General features: G+C 66.9%; 14 protein-coding genes. 8 read left to right on the forward strand and 6 right to left on the reverse strand.

Features of this window, described 5'->3' with window-relative positions:
* The first annotated feature begins 48 nt into the window (after positions 1 to 48).
* The 3 genes from QZ755_RS13145 (at position 49) to QZ755_RS13155 (ending at position 4,289) form a co-directional block, all read left to right on the forward strand.
* Positions 49 to 1,575 (forward strand): Do family serine endopeptidase, encoded by a 1,527-nt coding sequence (locus QZ755_RS13145; RefSeq protein ID WP_294323590.1) that lies wholly within the window; start codon positions 49 to 51, stop codon positions 1,573 to 1,575.
* Positions 1,576 to 1,687: 112 nt separating this feature from the next.
* Entirely contained in the window at positions 1,688 to 3,355 is a 1,668-nt protein-coding gene (locus QZ755_RS13150) for a helicase HerA-like domain-containing protein (protein ID WP_294323593.1), read from the forward strand.
* Positions 3,356 to 3,359: 4 nt separating this feature from the next.
* Complete coding sequence (locus QZ755_RS13155) at positions 3,360 to 4,289, forward strand: helix-turn-helix domain-containing protein (RefSeq protein WP_294323595.1); 930 nt, start codon at positions 3,360 to 3,362, stop codon at positions 4,287 to 4,289.
* Between the two features lie 100 nt (positions 4,290 to 4,389).
* Here the strand turns inward: QZ755_RS13155 and QZ755_RS13160 are convergent, their stop codons facing one another.
* The 3 genes from QZ755_RS13160 to queF form a co-directional block, all read right to left on the reverse strand.
* Complete coding sequence (locus QZ755_RS13160) at positions 4,390 to 5,670, reverse strand: glycoside hydrolase family 130 protein (RefSeq protein WP_294323598.1); 1,281 nt, start codon at positions 5,668 to 5,670, stop codon at positions 4,390 to 4,392.
* 38 nt (positions 5,671 to 5,708) lie between these two features.
* Positions 5,709 to 7,976, reverse strand: coding sequence for a glycosyltransferase family 4 protein (locus QZ755_RS13165; RefSeq protein WP_294323601.1), 2,268 nt, complete (start codon positions 7,974 to 7,976; stop codon positions 5,709 to 5,711).
* Positions 7,977 to 8,115: 139 nt separating this feature from the next.
* Complete coding sequence (gene queF, locus QZ755_RS13170) at positions 8,116 to 8,559, reverse strand: preQ(1) synthase (protein WP_294323604.1); 444 nt, start codon at positions 8,557 to 8,559, stop codon at positions 8,116 to 8,118.
* Between the two features lie 30 nt (positions 8,560 to 8,589).
* On the opposite strand from queF, the gene QZ755_RS13175 reads away from it, so the two are divergent.
* From QZ755_RS13175 to QZ755_RS13195, 5 genes are all read left to right on the forward strand, one after another.
* Positions 8,590 to 10,137: a cryptochrome/photolyase family protein gene (locus tag QZ755_RS13175; protein ID WP_294323609.1), complete on the forward strand. Its 1,548-nt coding sequence runs from the start codon at positions 8,590 to 8,592 to the stop codon at positions 10,135 to 10,137.
* A 117-nt stretch (positions 10,138 to 10,254) separates the two neighbouring features.
* Positions 10,255 to 11,085: a sulfurtransferase gene (locus QZ755_RS13180; RefSeq protein WP_294323612.1), complete on the forward strand. Its 831-nt coding sequence runs from the start codon at positions 10,255 to 10,257 to the stop codon at positions 11,083 to 11,085.
* Positions 11,082 to 12,275: a cystathionine beta-lyase gene (gene metC, locus QZ755_RS13185; RefSeq protein ID WP_294323635.1), complete on the forward strand. Its 1,194-nt coding sequence runs from the start codon at positions 11,082 to 11,084 to the stop codon at positions 12,273 to 12,275. The genes QZ755_RS13180 and metC overlap by 4 nt, the downstream gene beginning before the upstream one ends.
* Positions 12,272 to 13,552, forward strand: a complete 1,281-nt coding sequence (locus QZ755_RS13190; RefSeq protein ID WP_294323638.1) for a mechanosensitive ion channel domain-containing protein — start codon at positions 12,272 to 12,274, stop codon at positions 13,550 to 13,552. Before metC ends, QZ755_RS13190 begins: the two co-directional genes overlap by 4 nt.
* 78 nt (positions 13,553 to 13,630) lie before the next feature.
* On the forward strand, positions 13,631 to 14,761 hold the full coding sequence (locus QZ755_RS13195) for a GNAT family N-acetyltransferase (RefSeq protein ID WP_294323640.1): 1,131 nt from the start codon (positions 13,631 to 13,633) through the stop codon (positions 14,759 to 14,761).
* Positions 14,762 to 14,823: 62 nt separating this feature from the next.
* Here QZ755_RS13195 and QZ755_RS13200 read toward each other — a convergent pair whose 3' ends face one another.
* From QZ755_RS13200 to QZ755_RS13210, 3 genes are read right to left on the reverse strand one after another with little or no spacing between them, the layout of a single operon-like run.
* Positions 14,824 to 15,150: a hypothetical protein gene (locus tag QZ755_RS13200; RefSeq protein WP_242414813.1), complete on the reverse strand. Its 327-nt coding sequence runs from the start codon at positions 15,148 to 15,150 to the stop codon at positions 14,824 to 14,826.
* On the reverse strand, positions 15,150 to 16,793 hold the full coding sequence (locus tag QZ755_RS13205) for a hypothetical protein (RefSeq protein ID WP_294323644.1): 1,644 nt from the start codon (positions 16,791 to 16,793) through the stop codon (positions 15,150 to 15,152). Before QZ755_RS13205 ends, QZ755_RS13200 begins: the two co-directional genes overlap by 1 nt.
* 9 nt (positions 16,794 to 16,802) lie before the next feature.
* A complete protein-coding gene (locus tag QZ755_RS13210; protein ID WP_294323647.1) occupies positions 16,803 to 18,605 on the reverse strand; it encodes a hypothetical protein in 1,803 nt (600 codons plus the stop codon).
* Positions 18,606 to 18,658: the final 53 nt, after the last annotated feature.

Here is an 18,658-nt window from a genome sequence, read left to right on the forward strand (position 1 = left end):
TTCGCGCCCGAAGGGGTTGCGAGCCAATTCTGAGAGGACCATCCAACCGTGCGTTACGCCTACGCCATTACTTCCGCACTCTTGCTGGGTGGCGCTGCCGCTACCCTGACCCTCAACCCGTCGGACGCACAGACCGCGCAGAACGAGCCGGGCGCGATCAACGCCGTCTCCGCCCCGCGCGCGGGCGCGCCGATGAGCTTTGCCGACATGGTGACGCGCCTGTCGCCGGCGGTCGTCAACATCTCGACGACGCAGCGCATCACGACGCAGCAGCAGGCGAACCCGTTCTCCGGCACGCCGTTCGAACAGTTCTTCGGCGGGCGCGGCGGCGGGGCGGCGCCCCGGACGCAGGAGGCGCAGTCGCTTGGCTCGGGGTTCCTGATCTCCAGCGACGGCTACATCGTCACGAACAACCATGTCGTGTCGGCGGGGGCGGAAGGCGCCACGGTCGAATCGATCACCGTGACGCTGGCCGATCAGAAGGAATATAAGGCGAAGCTGGTCGGGCGCGACGAACTGTCCGACCTCGCGGTGCTGAAGATCGACGGGGCGACATTCCCGTTCGTCCGCTTCGGTGATTCGCGCCAGGCGCGGGTCGGCGATTGGGTGCTGACCATCGGCAATCCGCTGGGCCAGTCGGGCACGGTCACCGCCGGCATCATCTCGGCACTGAACCGGGTGGGCCAGGGGCCGTATGATCGCTTCATCCAGACCGACGCCGCGATCAACCGTGGCAATTCGGGCGGCCCGATGTTCGACATGCAGGGCAATGTCATCGGCATCAATTCGCAGATCCTGTCGCCGACCGGCGGCAGCATCGGCATCGGCTTTGCGATCCCCGCCGAACAGGCCAAGCCGATCGTGGACAAGCTGATGAAGGGCCAGTCGGTCTCGCGCGGCTATCTGGGGCTCATGCCGCAGGATATCAGTGCGGACATCGCTACCGCGCTGAACATCACCAAGGATCGCGGCGCTCTCGTTGCCGGAGTCACCCCCGGCGAACCGGCAGCGCGTGCCGGTATCCGTCCGGGTGACGTCGTTCTTGCGGTTAACGGGAAGGAGATCACGCCGCAACAGTCGCTGACCTATCTGGTCGGCAACGAGGCGCCGGGCAGCCGCGTCACGCTGGACGTACTGCGCGATGGCAAACGGCAGCAGATTCCGGTGACGCTCGGCACCCGTCCTACGAACGACCAATTGGCGGCGCAGAACCAGCAGTTCGATCCCGACAGCGCACCGACCACCCCGCGCGCCAGCACCAACCTGGCGGCGACGGCCGGGCTGGTGGTCCAGCCGCTGACCCCGGCAATCGCCCGGCAGTTGCGGCTCGATGCGACCATCAAGGGCGTGGTTGTCGCCGACGTCGATCCGAACAGCGATGCCGCGACCAAGGGACTGCGCCGCGGCGTGGTGATCCAGAGCGTCAATCGCCAGCCGGTGACGACCGAGGCCGAACTGATCCGCGTGATCCAGCAGGCGCGTGCGTCCGGTGCGAAGCAGGTGCTGCTATATGCCCAGGCTCCCGGATCGCCGATGGCCGCATTCGTGCCGGTCGGTATCGAAGCCGCCAAGTAACGATCGCACAAAGGGCGGCGGGACATCCCGCCGCCCTTTCTCTTTGTCCGCCATGGATGATGGACCCACGCCCGAAACGCGGTAGATATTGCCGGAACCTCAAGGGCTGGCCATGACCGACACCGAACTCTTCCTCGGCGCGACCGCAGACGGCATTCGCCAGTCGCTGGTATTGAAGCGCGCCAATCGCCACGGGCTGATCGCGGGTGCGACCGGTACCGGCAAGACGGTGACGCTGCAGGGCCTCGCCGAGAATTTCTCCGCCGCCGGGGTGCCGGTGTTCGTCGCCGATGTGAAGGGCGATCTGTCGGGCATCGCCATGGCGGGCAGCGCGACCGCCAAGCCCCATGCCGCCTTTGCCGAACGCGCCGCCGCAATCGGGGACAGCGACTGGCGGTATCGCGACACGCCGGTCGTGTTCTGGGACCTGTTCGGCGAGAGCGGCCACCCGATCCGCGCAACGGTTTCCGAGATGGGACCCGTGCTGCTGGGGCGGATGCTGAACCTGAACGATGTGCAGGACGGGGTGCTGACCATCGCCTTCCATGTCGCCGACGCGGAAGGGCTGCTGCTGCTCGACCTCAACGATCTTCAGGCGATGCTGGCGCATGTCGCCGAACGGGCGGACGAACTGACCACCCGCTACGGGAATGTCAGCAAGCAGTCGGTCGGTGCGATCCAGCGTGCATTGTTGCAGCTGCGGGGGCAAGGCGGCGACCGTTTCTTCGGCGAACCCGCGCTCGATCTGGCCGATTTCATGCGGGTTGCCGATGACGGGCGCGGCATCGTGTCGGTGCTGGCCGCCGACAAGCTGATGGCCTCGCCCCGGCTCTACGCCACCTTCCTGTTGTGGTTGTTGTCCGAACTGTTCGAAACGCTGCCCGAGGTGGGCGACCCCGACAAGCCGAAGCTCGTGTTCTTCTTCGACGAGGCGCATCTGCTGTTCGACGATGCGCCCGACGCGCTGGTCGACAAGGTGGAGCAGGTCGTCCGGCTGATCCGGTCGAAGGGCGTCGGCATCTATTTCGTGACGCAGAACCCGATCGACATTCCCGATGCGATTGCCGGGCAGCTGGGCAACCGGGTGCAGCACGCGCTGCGCGCCTTCACCCCGAAGGAAGCGCGCGCGATCAAGGCGGCGGCCGAAACCTTTCGTCCGAACCCCAAGCTCGACGTCGCGCAGGCGATCACCGAGCTGAAGACCGGCGAGGCGCTGGTATCGGTATTGCAGGCCGATGGCTCGCCCAGCCCGGTCGAGCGCACGCTGATCCGCCCGCCCCGGTCGCGGGTCGGGCCGGTCACGCCGGTCGAACGCGGCGTGCTGATGCAGACCGACGCGGTCGGCGACCGCTACGACACGGCGATCGATCGCGAATCGGCCGCCGAACTGCTGGGCGCGAAGGCCGATGAAGCCGCCGCTGCCGCCGCCGCGAGCAAGGCACAGGCCACCGCCGACAAGGAAGCGGCGCTTACGGCGAAGGAGGACGCCCGCCTCGCCAAGGAAGCCGAGCGCCAGCGGATCGCGGAGCAGCGCGTCGCCGACCGTGAGGCGCGCGAGGCGGAAAAGGCGGCGCGTGCCGCCGAGCGCGAGGCGGCGAACAACCCCTGGGCGCGTGCCACCCAATCGGCGACGCGCTCGGCCGGGTCGGCGGTCGGCCGCATCGTCGTCAACGAAATCGGCAAGCAGGTGTTCGGCACCACGCGCGGCGGCCGGGCCAAAAGTGGCGGGCTGGTCGGGGGGCTGCTGCGCGGGGTCCTGGGCGGGCTGTTCCGCGGATAACCCCATGGCACTCGACAATATTTCCGGCGGGACGGAGACGCCCGGCATCCCCCCGTCGCTGTTCGCGATGCGACCAGGCATGGCGATCCGCTACGACCAGCCCGATGCGCGCCTTGCCGACTATATCACCGGCTATCACCTCTATGCCGCCAGCGGACCGGCAGCTGTGGGGCTGGAAAACTGGTTCCTGCCCGGCACCGCCAATGTTCGCGTCACCCTCGATGCCGGGCCGATCGCGGTATCGATCGGCCGGTTCCGCAGCGATCCGCTGCCCCAGGCCAGCCTGTTCGGGCCGACCAGCCATGCGATCCACACCGTCACCAATGGCGGGGTGATGATCGGGTTCGGTATCAGCGCGCTGGGCTGGTGCCGCTTCTTCGACGGTGGGGCGGATCGCTATGCCGACCGGATCGAGCCGCTGGACGCGGCGGCGCGGCCGGGCTTTGCCGAAAGGCTGGTGGCGCTGCTGTCGTCGGTGACCGACGAACATGGCGTGAAGCCGGCACTGGACCGGTTCCTGCTGGCAGAAATCGGGCCGAAGGTTGCGGATGAAGAGCAGATTCGCAGCATCGCGCGGATGGTGACCGACGACCTGCCCAATGCGGTGGCGGAAACGGCGGCGGCATGGGGCATGTCGCCCGAACGCCTGCGACGGCTGTGCCGGCGGCATTTCGGCTTCGTGCCCAAGACGCTGCTGATCCGTGCCCGGTTCCTGCGGTCGCTGGTGCCGCTGATCGAATCGAAGGGCGAACTGGATTATTCGCGGATCGATCCGGGCTATGTCAGCGCATCGCATTTCCTGCGCGATGCCCATGCGGTGCTGGGTACTACACCCCGCCGGTTCCTGCACGCGCAGACCGAGTTTCTGGTCGCGAGCCTGCGCGCACGGGCGGCGGTATTGGGCAGCGCGACGCAGGCGCTGCACCGGTTATAGGGGAGGGGTTTTCCCGCGCTCCACGAACGTCATGCCAGCCTTTGCCGGGATGGCGCGGATAGGTACGGGAAACGCGGTTGTCCGCCTTTCCCGCCAGCCATCACATCGCGGCGATCAGTTCATCGATCGTCACGAACGCGAACGCGACCGAACTGTCGGCCACGCCGTACGGGATGAAAATCCGGTCGCCATGGCGCAGCGCGCCGCACGAATAGACGACGTTGGGTACATAGCCCTCGCGATCCTCGTTCGCCGCCGCGAGGATCGGTTCGCGGGTGCGGCCGATCACCTTCGATGGATCGTCCTTGTCCAGCAGCACCGCGCCGATCGCGTATTTGCGCATCGCGCCGACGCCGTGGGTCAGCAACAGCCAGCCCTGATCGATCTCGATCGGCGGGCCGCAATTGCCGATCTGCACCAGCTCCCACGGATAGACGGGTTTCAGCAGTAGCTGTCCCTCGTCCCAGTGCGTCAGCGTGTCGGACTTGATCAGGAACAGGTTTTCCCCGTCCTGCCGCCCGATCATCATATATTGCCCGTTCACCTTGCGCGGGAACAGGCCCATGCCCTTGTTGCGCGCGGCGCTGCCGGTCATTGGCACGAGGTCGAACGCGCGGAAATCGCGGGTGCGCAGCAGCTCCGACTGGATCATCGACCCGTTATAGGCGGTGTAGGTGCCGAGCCATTCGACCGAGCCATCGTCATGGGTGAAGTGGACGAGGCGCATGTCCTCCAGCCCCTTCGACTGCGCTTCGGTGATCGGGAAGATCACCGTGCCCGACAGCGTGGAGTCGCGGTGGCGATAGACGGTGACTTCACCTTCGGGCGCTTCGTCCTCCTCACCCACCGCATCGGCGGCGGTGGCGAAGGGCGGTTCGGGCGCCAGTACCAGTTCGTTCTCGTCGGTGATGATGCCTTCGCGGAACGCCACCGACGAGATATGGCCTTCCCCCACCGCGCGCAGCGACATCAGGATGCGCAGCGATCCCGCGGGCATCCCCGACTGGTCGAAATGCGGTACGGCACTGGGGTTCATCAGCGCAGCGGCGGCATAGCTGTATTCGTGGCAGAAATAGGCCCCGATCAGCTGACGCTTCTCGTCGCTGATCGCGCTGCCGTCGAGGCCGAGGACGGTCTCGATCTCGTCATAACGGGTCATGAACACGCGGCGTGTTTGCCAATGGCGTGCCTCGAAATCCTTAAGCACGGTTTCTAGTTGCGCGCGCGCCTCGGCCGGCGACATGGCCAGCACCTCGCCGACCAGCCGTTCGGTCCGGCTGGGGGCCGAACCGTTGCGCTGCCACGCGATATGAAAGGGGCGCACCACCACGCGCGAAGGATCGGCGTACAGCCGCAAGGGGTGGTTGTAGATATCCAGCATTCGCGCGTCCAATAATCCCGGCCGAAGCCGTGGCCGGATCAGGCCACGGCGCGGCGCGGGTCTGCCACGGAAGCGCGACCCTTTGAAAGGGCGGAAATCGCACAGGACGCCAATTGCAGCGCCAGAATCGACTCCGCCCCCTGGTTCCGGTTCAATCCGGTGGGCATCAGCCCGTCGAAACAGCCGCCATCGGTGACCGTCGCCAGCGGCAGGTCGAGGTCGTTGGCGCCCAGATACCAGTTATAGGCCTTGGTGGCTTCGTCGACCCAGCGCGTGTCGCGCGTCGCGTCCCATGCCGCGACACAGGCCTCGACCGTCGCCTGCGCCTCCAGCGGCTGCTGGTCGAACGGCAGCGGATCGGCATAGGGGCGGCTGAAGCTCTCGGTCCCGATCGCGCGGAACCGGCCTTCGGGCGAGGTCTGCTGCGCGACGATCCAGTCGAGCGTGTCCAGCCCGACCTTCAGGAAATCGTCGCGCTTCAGGGCATGGCCGGCGCGGATCATCGCTTCGGGCAGGCGGGCATTGTCATAGGCCAGCACGATTTCGAACCAGCGCCATTCGGGCCGGCGCGCGGCGTCGAGCAACGTGACCAGTTCGGCACCGAAGCGGGTCGCGATCTCGGTCGACAATGCATGGCCCGGATTGATTTCCAGCATCGCCACCGCGCCCAGCATGGCGAAGGCGCGCGCGCGCGGACTGCCCAGGTCGAGCGCGATGGATGCGGTCTGTTCGTACAGCGACATCGCCCAGTCGCGATGCTTGCGCGACTGCGCATCGCGCGCGGTGATCGCCAGCGCCCACAGCGTGCGACCGTTCGAATCCTCCGACCCTTCATCCTCGCACCAGGTCCGGTCGAAGTTCATGAAGTTGCGGAAGCGGCGGCGATCCGGATTCCACGCATATTGCAGGAACGAGGCGTAGATCGTGGTCCACTTGTCGCGAACGACCGGATCGAGATCCTCGATCTGCGACATCAGGATCAGCGCACGGGCGTTGTCGTCGATGCAATAGCCATGGCGACGGTCGGGCACCGAATAGATCGAATGCTGCAACATGCCGGTCGCATCGCTCATCCGTTCGACCGCAGCGAAATCGGGCTTGAGCGCGGTCAGGTCGGTGCTGGGCCGCACCCGCAAGGGGCGCGACGCGACCGCGCGACCGATCTCGACCATCGCCGCTTCCGCGAGGCAGGGGAACAGCATCGTGCGGCCGCGGGCATAGGCGCGGCTGGCCAGCGTGTCGCGGCGGGCATCATTGCCCAGCAGGTCGACGATCTCGCGCGCGAACGCTGGCGCATCGCCGAAATCGACGATCACGCCATGATCGTCCGCCAGAATCTCGGTCGCATGGACATAGGGGGTGGAGACCACGACCTTGCCGACGCCAACGGCATAGGACAGCGTGCCCGACGTGATCTGTGCCGGGTTGCTGTACGGCGTGACGTACAGGTCCGCCGCCTGCAGGTAATCGAGCAGTTCGTCCTGTTCGACGAACCCGTCGAGGAAACACACATTGTCGGCCACGCCCAGGCGCGCCGCCTGTGCCTTCAACCGGTCGCGATACGCTTCGCCTTCGTGCGCGACCAGGTGCGGATGGGTTGCGCCCAATACGACATACAGCGCGTCGGGGTGCGATGCGGCGACGGTCGGCATCGCCTCGATCATCGTCTCGATCCCCTTGTTCGGGGCGAGCAGGCCGAAGGTCAGGATGACGGGGCGGCCGGTCCAGCCGAAACGCGCCTTCATCGCATCGGGCTGCACGAACGGGCGGTCGTGGACACCGTGCGGTATCGTCACGATCTTGCGCGGATCTGTGCCATGGACCCGCATCAGGATTTCGCGGCCCTTGTCGGCCATGACGATGATCTTTGCCGCACGACGCAACAGCGCTTCCAGCACGCGACGTTCGTCGGCGTTCGGGTTTTCGAGGATGGTGTGCAGCGTGATCGCGACCGGCACGTTCACCCGGTCGAGCAGCGCCACGATATGTTCGCCCGCCGAACCGCCATAGATGCCATATTCATGCTGGACCCATACCGCCTGTGCGCCGCTCGCCTCGATCCGGCGCGCCGCGTCGAGATAGGCGATGCGGTCGTTCTGCGCGATCGCATGGGTTACTTCCGGCGGATAGGCATAGGCGCCGGGGCGATCGTCCATCGCATAGACGTCGACGGCCATGTCGGGATAGCGATCGCGGAGCGCATTGAACGTATCCGTGGTGAAGGTCGCGAGCCCGCATTTGCGCGGCAGGAAATTACCGATCAGCGCGATGCGATCGAGCGAATCCAGGGCGACCCTCTGGTCCATCTGCGTTCCTCTTTGCGTTGCAATATCCGCGCCGAGCCGGGCGGTGTCCGCAAACAGAAACATTTCGACATGCTGAATGGTTGCAACAATTGTGCGCTGCGACACGATTTCGTGCCGAACGGTGTCCCCACCGCGACGATCACCCGCGTCCGCGATATCCGGGGACATCCTGATCCGGAATCCATACCGCCTTCGGAGGTTCCCCCAACTGCCAGAAGACGTCGATCGGGATGCCGCCGCGCGGATACCAGTAGCCACCGATGCGCAGCCACACCGGCTGCATCTCCGCCACCAGACGCTCGGCGATGCCGACCGTGCAATCCTCGTGGAAGGCGGCGTGGTTGCGGAACGATCCCAGGAACAGCTTCAGCGATTTGGATTCCACGATCGTCGCGCCGGGCACATAATCGATGACCAGATGCGCGAAATCGGGCTGGCCGGTCACCGGGCACAGCGACGTGAATTCGGGCGCGGTGAAGCGCACCAGATACGGCGTGCTGCGCGGGTTGGGAACATAATCGAGTTCGGCGGCTTCCGGAGTCGTCGGAAGCGGGCTGGCCTGGCCAAGGAATTTCGGGTCCATGCCCGCATATGTAGAAGGGACGGCGCACGAATGGAACGGGTGCTGATCCCGATACTGGGCGATCAATTGTCGTTTGCGCTGTCGTCCCTGGACGACGCCGACCCCGACACCGCCACGATCCTGATGATGGAGGTGGTCGAGGAAGCGACCTATGTCCGCCACCACCCCAAGAAGATAGCCTTCCTGTTCGCCGCGATGCGCCACCATGCCGCCGCGCTGGCAGAGAAGGGCTGGAGCGTCGATTACGTCCGGCTGGACGATCCCGACAATGCCGGCAGCTTCACCGGAGAGATCGCGCGCGCGGTCGAGCGCCACGACCCGACCCGGATCATCGTCACCGAAGCCGGCGAATGGCGGGTGCAGGCGATGCTGGAGGCGTGGGAGACGATCTTCGGCATCCCCGTATCGATCCGTCCCGACACGCGCTTCGTATGTTCGCACGACCGCTTCAAGGCATGGGCCGACGACCGGCGCGAATTGCGCATGGAATTCTTCTATCGCGAGATGCGACGCGAAACCGGACTGTTGATGGACGGTGCCAAGCCGGTCGGCGGCAAATGGAATTTCGACCACGACAATCGCAAGCCGGCCAAGCGCGACCTGCTGATCCCCCGTCCGCTGTCGTTCCAGCCCGACGCCATGACGCAGGAGGTGCTGGCGCTGGTTGCCGACCGGTTCGGCGATCATGCCGGGACGCTCGACGGGTTCGACTTCGCGGTCACCCGCAAAGACGCCCTGCGCCAGCAACGCGCGTTCCTGACCCACGCGCTGCCCGGCTTCGGCGACAACCAGGACGCGATGCTGACCGGCGAACCCTATCTGTGGCACGCGGTCCTATCGCCCTATATCAACGCCGGGCTGCTCGACCCGCTCGATCTATGCAAGGCGGTCGAAAAGGAGTTTGCGGCGGGCAAGGTGCCGATCAATGCGGCGGAGGGCTTTATCCGCCAGATCATCGGCTGGCGCGAATTCGTGCGCGGCATCTATTGGCGCGAGGGGCCGGACTATGTGGAGCGCAACTTCCTCGGCGCGACCCGCGACCTGCCGGCCTTCTACTGGACCGGCGAGACCGACATGCACTGCCTGTCCCAGGCGATCGGCCAGACGCTGGACAAGGCCTATGCGCACCACATTCAGCGGTTGATGATCACCGGCAATTTCGCGCTGCTGATCGGCGTCGACCCCAGCCAGGTGCATCGCTGGTATCTGGAAGTCTATGCCGATGCCTATGAATGGGTCGAGCTGCCCAATACGCTGGGGATGAGCCAGTTCGGCGATGGCGGGCTGCTGGGGTCGAAACCCTATGCGTCGTCGGGCGCCTATATCGACCGGATGTCGGATTATTGCCGGTCGTGCCGTTATGACGTGAAACAACGCAACGGCCCCGACGCCTGTCCGTTCAACGCCCTCTACTGGGACTTCATCGCCCGCAACCGGGAAAAGCTCGGCCGCAATCCGCGCATGGCGATGCCGTACCGGACCTGGGACAAGATGACCGAGGAGACGCAGCGCGAGCTGCGCGGGCAGGCGAAGGGGTTTCTGGCGAAGCTCGACAAGTTGCCGAAGTACGAGGGGTAGCGTCCTCCTTCTTTCGTCATTCCCGCGAAGGCGGGAATGACGAACGATACGTGCTGTCAGGCAGCGAGGCGCATCCCGGCGCTTGACCCATCGCTCCGCACGCCTAAGCCTTCCCTCATGCAACCGCTCGTCTCCACCGCATGGCTTGCCGACCGGCTCGGCACCCCCGGCCTCGTCGTCCTCGACGCGACCTTCGTGGCCGTCCAGCCCGATCCCCCCCGCGACGAAGCCGCCGAATTTGCCGCGGCGCATATTCCGGGCGCGCGCTTCCTCGACCTGCGCGCGCTGTCGACGGGCCAGGCGACCTCGTTGCCCGCGGCAGAGAAGCTGGCGGCGCGGCTGGGGGCGCTGGGGCTGAACGACGATGTGCAGGTCGTGCTGTATGACAATTCGCCGCACCACACGGCGGCGCGGGGCTGGTGGTTGCTGCGGCGCTTTGCCCGCGCGCTGCCGGTCGCAATTCTCGATGGCGGGCTGGCGAAATGGCGGGCCGAAGGGCGCGCGGTCGAAGCCGGCATGGATCAGCCGACGCCGACCCGCTTCGCCGCCGATCCCGACCTGGCCCCGGTGCGGACCAAGGCGATGGTGCTGGCGTCGCTCGACAAGGATGCGACGCAGCTGGTCGATGCGCGTTCGCCCGCACGTTTCGACGGGAGCGAGGCCGATCCGCGTGGCCTGCCCTCCGGCCATATTCCCGGCAGCACCAACCTGCATTACGCCCGCTTCTTCCACGACGATGGAACGTGGCGGTCGCCGCAGGAACTTGCCGCCCTGTTCGCCGATGCCGGAATCGATCTCGACCGCCCGGTGACGACGACCTGCGGGTCGGGGGTTACCGCCGCGATCCCAGCGTTTGCACTGCACCTGCTGGGCCGCGATGCGGCGCTGTACGATGGCAGCTGGACCGAATGGGCCGCCGATCCACAGACGCCGAAGGTGACCGCATGAGCGCCGCCGATCCATCCCACGCGCCTGAGACGCAGGTCGTCACCGGTGGCCGTCGCGACGAATGGACCGGTGGCGTGGTCAACGTGCCGGTCTGGCGCGCCTCGACGATCCTGTACGACGATGTCGCCGACCTGCGCGCGGCTGCAGGCGCGCATACGCATCATCGGCTCTATTACGGCCGGCGCGGCACGCCGACGCAATGGTCGCTGGCCGAGGCACTGACCGAGCTGGAGCCGGGTGCCGAGGGCACGTTGCTCTATCCCTCCGGCGTCGCGGCGATCACCACCGCGCTGCTGGCGTTTCTCAAGCCGGGCGATCACCTGCTGCTGCCCGACAGCGCCTATGACCCGACCCGCGCCTTTGCCCAGGGTATCCTGAAGACGATCGGGGTCACTACCACCCTCTACGACCCGACGATCGGGGCCGGGATCGCCGATCTGATGACCCCGGCGACAAGGGTGTTGTTCCTCGAAAGCCCCGGCAGCCTCACCTTCGAAGTGCAGGACGTGCCGGCGATGACGGCCATCGCGCGGGAACGGGGCATCACCACGATCCTAGACAATACCTGGGCCACGCCGCTGCTGTTCCCGGCGATGGCGCATGGTGTGGACGTGACGATCATGGCCTGCACCAAATATGTCGTCGGCCATTCCGATGCGATGCTGGGATCGGCCACCGCCGTCGCCTCGCATTGGCAAGCGTTGCGCGACGCGACCTATCAGCTGGGGCAGCATGTCGGGCCGGACGATGCCGCGCTGGGCGCACGCGGGCTGCGGACCATGGCGGTGCGGCTGAAACAGCATGGCGACTCGTCGATCCGCATCGCGCAGTGGCTGGCCGAGCAACCCGAGGTCGCACGCGTACTGCATCCCGCCCTGCCCGGCTGTCCGGGGCACGGCATCTTCGCCCGCGATTTCCGGGGCAGCGCCGGGCTGTTCGCCTTCGTCCTGAACGGGGGCAGCGATGCCGGGCGGGTGGCGTTGATCGACGGGCTGAAGCTGTTCGGCATCGGTTATAGCTGGGGCGGGTTCGAAAGCCTCGCCTTGCCGATCGACCCGCATCGCTATCGCAGCGTCACGCGGGCGGAGGCCGAGGGGCCGATGATCCGGTTGCAGATCGGGCTGGAGAATGTCGACGACCTGATCGCCGACCTTGCCGCCGGCCTTGCGCGGTTTCGGGCAGCGGCGTGAACGATCTGGCCGCCGGGCTGGCCGGACAGGGTTTGCCGGTGGCCGATGGGCGCGAACTGGCCGAGGCCGGTGTGGTGCTGGGGCTGGTACTGTTGTCGCTGCTGCTCGGCTGGCTGGCCGGGCGCTGGGCGGGGCCGCGCCTGACCGATTTGTGGCGGCAGCGGGTCGGGGATCACGTCGTCGGCCTTGCCGAGCGGATGTGCGACATCGTCCGGCACCTGGTGGCGGTGATCGCGCTCGCCCTGGTGGCGCAGGTCCGCGACTGGGGCGCGCTGGCGGACATCGTCGTCGGTGTTGCGCTGGGCGCGGCGGTCGGCCGCCTTGCCATGCAGTTGCTGCGCGGCGTCAATCTGGCGCGCTGGCTGGCCTGGGCGGTGTCGTCGATCCTGTTCGTCGCGGTGCTGGCCGGATCGGTCGGCGGGTTGGAGCCGATCACCACCACGCTCGACGCGATTGGTTTTTCGGTCGGCCGCCGCCGCCTGTCGCTGCTGGCACTGGTCAGCGCGCTGCTGACGGCGGTCGTCCTCTATGCTGCCGTGCGTGTCACCAACAAGCTGATCGGCCATGCGGTCGGGCAGGCCAGGAGCTTCGACCCCGCACAGAAACTGCTGGCGCAGAAGCTGGCGTCGATCGCGGTCATCATCACCGCCTTCTTCTTCGGGATCGACCTGCTCGGCATCGACCTGACCACCTTTGCGATCTTTTCGGGCGGGCTCGGCCTTGCGGTCGGCTTCGGGTTGCAGAAGACGGTCGGCAACCTGATCGCCGGCATCATCCTGTTGATGGACCGGTCGATCAAGCCGGGCGACGTGATCGTCGTCGGCGACAGCTTCGGCTGGGTGAACAAGATCGGGGTGCGCGCGGTGTCAGTCATCACCCGCGACGGCAAGGAACACCTGATCCCCAACGAAAACCTGATGACGCAGGAGGTGGAGAACTGGTCCTTTTCCGATCGTAACGTCCGGGTGCGCATTCCCGTCGGGGTCGGCTATGAAACCGACCTCAGGCTGGCGCAGAAGCTGATGCTGCAGGCCGCGACCGAAAGCGCGCGGGTGCTGCGCAGCCCGGCGCCCAATGTCTGGCTGCTCTCCTACGGCGAATATGCCGTCGAACATGAAATCCTGGCGTGGATCAGCGATCCCGAACAGGGGGTGGGGAATGTCCGGTCGGACGTCCTCAACCGGTTATGGGACCTGTTCGCCGAGCATGACATCAAGATTCCGGTGCCCCGGCGGGAGGTGATGTTCCGCGACGGGTTGACGGTGAGGAAGGACTGAACCGCTCGTCCTTCCGGCCTGTGCCGGGATGAGGTCGGGGACTACCCGACCGGGGCTTCACCTCCTATCTTGCCACCCGTGACAGCCATCACCGCCCGTATCGCCGAGGGCGTCCGCGCCGTACCCGCCGACCAGTGGGACGCCTGCGCGGGCAAGGGCAATCCGTTCCTGTCGCACGCCTTCCTGTCGGCGCTGGAAGAATCGGGCAGCGTCGGCCCCGGATCGGGGTGGCAGCCGCTGCCGATCATCGTCGGCGATGCCGATGGCGTGCCGCAGGCGATCGCGCCGGCCTATGCCAAGGGGCACAGCCAGGGTGAATATGTGTTCGACCATGCCTGGGCCGACGCATGGGAGCGGGCCGGGGGCGACTATTATCCCAAGCTGCAGATCGCGGTGCCCTTCACCCCCGTGCCCGGCCCGCGACTGTTGCTGCGCGAAGGTGCCGACCCCAGCGCGCTGATCGGCGCTGTGGAGGCGGTGGTGCGGCAGAATGGCCTGTCGTCGGCCCATGCGACCTTTGTCGATGAGGCGCAGTTGCCCGCGTTCGAGGCGGCGGGCTGGCTGATGCGGGCAGGCACGCAGTTCCACTGGGCCAATCGCGGCTATGGCAGCTTCGACGACTTCCTCGCCGACCTTGCCAGCCGCAAGCGCAAGGCGATCCGCAAGGAACGCGCCGCCGCGATCGAGGGGCTGACCGTCCGGCACCTGAGCGGTTGCGACCTTACCGAGGCGCATTGGGACGCCTTCTGGGCATTCTATCAGGACACCGGCAGCCGCAAATGGGGCCGCCCCTACCTCACCCGCCGCTTCTTCTCGTTGTTGTCTGAACGGATGGGCGACGACGTGTTGCTGATCCTCGCCGAACGCGATGGGCGGCCGATCGCGGGGGCGCTCAATCTGATCGGAAGCGATGCGCTCTACGGGCGCTATTGGGGCGCGGTGGAGGAGGTGCCGTTCCTCCATTTCGAACTATGCTATTACCAGGCGATCGACGCCGCCATCGCGCGGCGGCTGCAGCGGGTCGAGGCGGGGGCACAGGGCGAACACAAGCTGGCGCGGGGCTATGTGCCGGTTACCACCTGGTCGGCGCATTTCCTGCCCGATCCGGGGTTCCGCGCGGCGGTCGCCGAGTTTCTGGAACGGGAGCGCGCGGCGGTGGGGCAGGAACAGGCGTTCCTGAACGACCTGACGCCGTTCAAGCGGGCATAGGGTCCGATCGACCCAGACAGCGGGGGCGCCCCCGGCGGATACGACGCCCGGTGCGACCCGCCCTACTTCTTGCCCATCAGTCCGCCGAGGCCGCCGGGCAGCATGTCGCCGATCCCGCCCAGCGCACCCGGATTGACATCGAGGCCCAGCATCTGCGCGAACTGGCCGAGCGCGTCGGGGCCGCCGACTTCGGACAGGATCGCCTCGATCTGGTGGCGCGATACGCCGCTATGGTCGGCGGCCTCCTGTGCCGGATCGGCATGGCCGGCAAATTTTGCCAGCAGGCCAAGGACAGTCTGCACCTGCTCCTGCGAAATTCCCGCCTTGTCGGCAATGGCGGGCAGGTCAAATTGGCCGGCCAGCTTCAGGGCGTTGTTCAGCAGGTCCATCAGTTTTTCCTCAACGGTTCGTTGGCCGCCATCTGTCGCGACGGGCGGCGGCGGGGTTTGGCGAACGGACGATTGCCCAGATCGCTCCATGTCAGCACGGGCGGCGGCACATTATGGTCGATCCGGAACAGCGCGCTGCGCCCGTTCCGCCACACCGGCACCAGCCCCTGTTCCAGCCGCCGGTCATAGTTGGGCGGCCGGATCAGCCATACGTAATCGAACGCATCGCGCGGGAATTTGTACAGCGCACCGGCGATCGGCCGCCAATATTCGCGCGGGCATTTGACGTCGGTGACCAGTTCGGACGGATCGTGCGAAAACCCGCGCGCTTGCTGGTACCTGACCGTCAGCATCTGTCCGCCGGCCATCGACCATTGATCGTTGGCATAGGCCAGCCGCCGGGCCAGCGCCATGCCGGGCAGATGCTGCAGCCGGGTCATGCGCCATTCGTTGTAGCAGGTTTCCCCGACGAAGGTGACCAGCCGCGCGCCGACCGGCACATGGTCCAGCGCCGCCAGCTCGCGGTCGTAATCGCGGTCGTACAACCAGAAGCTGGCCGTCGTCGCGCCCATCCGCCCGACGAAGATCGCCAGCCCGATCGCCGCCAGCACGCCGGCATGGCGGATCGACAGGCCGGGCTTGGGCCGAAGCGCGATCAGACAGATCCCGAACAGATACGGCACCAGCCGCATATCGGCATAGGCCGACCCGAACACGATACGCGGCAGCAGGACATAGACCGCGATCAGGAACAGCGCCGACAGGCCCAGGTTGCGCGAATAGCCGATGTTGGGATCGCGCAACCCCTTGAACAGCACGAGGTAGAAGACCGCGACCGAGGCGAGGTCGTAAAGCTGCCAGCGGTCGCGCAGCGTCATCGTCATCCACTGCATCTTCGCGCGCCAGTTGAACCAGTCGGCGGTCTGTCCGCCGACATGGCCGCCCGATCGCCACAACAGCATCAGCAGGGCAGGCGGCGCGAGGACGAGGCAATGGAGGCCGGCATGGAAGGCGGCGGCGAACCAGTTGCGGCGCTTGTCATGTTCGCGAATCAGTTCGGCCGAGGCGGCAAGCACGCCCAGCGTCCCCCAGCCAAAGGTATGCGTCAGCCAGATCAGCCCGCCGATCGGCACGAACACGACGCCGCGCAGCACCAGCCGCCCCTGCCGCCCCAGCCGCAGCCACAACGCAAAGGCGTTGAGCGCCAGCGCCATCGACAGCGCGAAATTGGCGAAACCGAAATGGAACGGAAAGCTGTAGACGATCGGCAGCGCGAACAGCGCGGTCGCGGGAATGCGGCCATGCACCTCGCGCGCGATCCACAGCAATCCGATGGCGGTCAGCGGCGGGATCGCCAGGATGATGAGCTTGACCGCCGGTTCGAGGCCGATCAGCGGTTCGAGCAGCCATACGAGCAGGTCGACGCCGAGGTTGCCGATCAGGCTCCAGTCGAAATTATACCAGTCATGGAACCATGGCGCCTGTCCGGTGTCCCACAATTGCTGGACCCGGTATCGGCCCATATGCCCCGGCAGGTCGACCATCGGCGGAATGTCGGGCCATAGCAGCGGCACCGCCGCCAGCACCGCCATCAGCGCGACGAACCATCGCGTCTGCCACCAATTGAGCCTGTCCCCCTGCATCGGGCGCTTTTAGAGGCGCGAAGGGGGTTCCGGCAAGCGTCCGCGCACTTTGAAGAACAGCATCGATCCGGGCAGCGGAATCGGTTCCAGCCATGCCGGCACGCGGCCGGCTTGCAACGCCTCCACTAGGCTGCCGGGGCGATAGGGCGCGAGTTCGGTTTCGTGCATGATATCGGGGCATAGCGCGACATAGTCGACGCCCGACCGGCGGGCGAACGCGGCGGCGCGCTCGGGCGGGGCGAGGAAGAAGCGATAGGCGGCCATGTTGCCGCGATTGTTGCGGTGATAGCCCGCCGCCCATACGCGGTGCGGCGTCATGCCGATCAGGTAGGAGCCGAGATCGATCGGCGCGACCACCAGCCCGCGCGGCTGCCGGGCGATCGCGACGAACTGGTCGGCGGTGGTGCAGCGCCCGACATTCGCCCGCACGACCATCACCGGCTGCGCCAGCACCGCATCCATCTGTTTCGACACGGCGAGATAGGTGACGCCCGCGCCCAGCAGCCACAACAGCAGACGGCGCGGCATCTTGTCCGCCGCGCCGCGCGTCGCGGCGATCGCGATAGCGAACGGGATCGCGGCGAGTCCCGCCAGGATATAGGTCACGCGGATCTGCAGGATCGCGGCGACCGCGCTGATCGCCAGCACGATCGCAAAGGCGATGGCCGCGCGCGCCCGCCATCCGCCGCGGATCGCCTGCACCACGGCCAGCGCGCTGCCGATCAGCGACAGGCTGCCATAGGCGACGACGGTGCCCAGCGTATCCTGCCCGACGAACAGCCCGCGTGCCTCGCTGACATTGCTCATCCACACCTGCTTCAGGAACGGGGTGAGCGCGTCATAGGGGCCGGCCAAGCACACCATCGACGTCCGCGATACCGACCATGCGACGACGCATCCGACCCCGGCTGCGACGGCAAGGCGCGGCACCACGCCGCGCAGGCGCGGCCCGGCCAGCCCCAGCACCCCCCACCCGGCGGCCAGCGCCAGCGTCGCGCTGGTCGAGGCGGGGGTGAAGCCGTCGCACCATTCGCGCGGCCAGACATAGGGATGCATGAACGCCAGCATCAGGCCGGTCGTCCCCGCCAGCGCGATACCGAAGCTGAGCGCGCGGCCATCCTCGCGCCCGTCGCCGGTCAGCCACAGCCAGCCGAGCGCCGCCATCACCGCGACCAGTTCGGGTGCCGCTTCGAGGCCGATGGCAAGGCTGGCGGCAACGATCAGCCCCATCGCCGCGCCGGCCGCACGCGACGGTGCGCGCAACAGGCCGTCGACCAGCGCTAGCATCAGCACGATCTGCAGCGCATGGTGGTCGATCCGACCGGGGATGAACAGGCTGATCGTCGGAAAGGCGAGCGCGGCAAGGATCACCGCGACCGGTCGGGCGGCGGGGCCATGCAGCTGGCCGGCGATGCGCGCGGCGATCAGCAGATAGCAGAAGAACAGCAGCGCCGGCCACGCGATCACCATCGCGACCTCGGCACCGTGCGTGCCGATCAGCGGCGTCAGCGCCAGGATCATCGCGGCGGGCACCGCATCGGCCAGTCGCGACCAGTGCATCGACGCGCCGCCCGGCGGCCCCAGCCGATGCTGCATCAGGTCGTTGAACGCCTGCCCCCCGATCCAGTCGCGAATCTCCGCCAGGCGCATCATGTCGTCATTGTCGGGCAGGCGCAGATGGCGCAGCGCCGCCCATTCCTTGATCGTCCACGCGGCGGTCAGCAGCAGCACGAGACCCAGCGCAAGCAGCGCGACAGGCCAGAAGCGGCGGTGCGTCGGGGTGGCAGGTGCCGGGGCAGGATCAGCGGTCATGGGACGGCATGTCGCCGCAACATGCTTAATTTCGGGTATAGCGTTAACCGAGT

This window comes from uncultured Sphingomonas sp. (genome assembly GCF_913776855.1).
Taxonomy (GTDB): domain Bacteria; phylum Pseudomonadota; class Alphaproteobacteria; order Sphingomonadales; family Sphingomonadaceae; genus Sphingomonas.

What these genes read in the sequence shown, in the direction of transcription:
- QZ755_RS13150 (WP_294323593.1), top strand. Translation starts at nt 1,688, where the DNA reads ATGACCGACACCGAACTCTTCCTCGGCGCGACCGCAGACGGCATTCGC.
- QZ755_RS13155 (WP_294323595.1), top strand. Translation starts at nt 3,360, where the DNA reads ATGGCACTCGACAATATTTCCGGCGGGACGGAGACGCCCGGCATCCCC.
- QZ755_RS13160 (WP_294323598.1), bottom strand. Translation starts at nt 5,670, where the DNA reads ATGCTGGATATCTACAACCACCCCTTGCGGCTGTACGCCGATCCTTCG.
- QZ755_RS13165 (WP_294323601.1), bottom strand. Translation starts at nt 7,976, where the DNA reads ATGGACCAGAGGGTCGCCCTGGATTCGCTCGATCGCATCGCGCTGATC.
- queF (WP_294323604.1), bottom strand. Translation starts at nt 8,559, where the DNA reads ATGGACCCGAAATTCCTTGGCCAGGCCAGCCCGCTTCCGACGACTCCG.
- QZ755_RS13175 (WP_294323609.1), top strand. Translation starts at nt 8,590, where the DNA reads ATGGAACGGGTGCTGATCCCGATACTGGGCGATCAATTGTCGTTTGCG.
- QZ755_RS13180 (WP_294323612.1), top strand. Translation starts at nt 10,255, where the DNA reads ATGCAACCGCTCGTCTCCACCGCATGGCTTGCCGACCGGCTCGGCACC.
- metC (WP_294323635.1), top strand. Translation starts at nt 11,082, where the DNA reads ATGAGCGCCGCCGATCCATCCCACGCGCCTGAGACGCAGGTCGTCACC.
- QZ755_RS13200 (WP_242414813.1), bottom strand. Translation starts at nt 15,150, where the DNA reads ATGGACCTGCTGAACAACGCCCTGAAGCTGGCCGGCCAATTTGACCTG.
- QZ755_RS13205 (WP_294323644.1), bottom strand. Translation starts at nt 16,793, where the DNA reads ATGCAGGGGGACAGGCTCAATTGGTGGCAGACGCGATGGTTCGTCGCG.
- QZ755_RS13210 (WP_294323647.1), bottom strand. Translation starts at nt 18,605, where the DNA reads ATGACCGCTGATCCTGCCCCGGCACCTGCCACCCCGACGCACCGCCGC.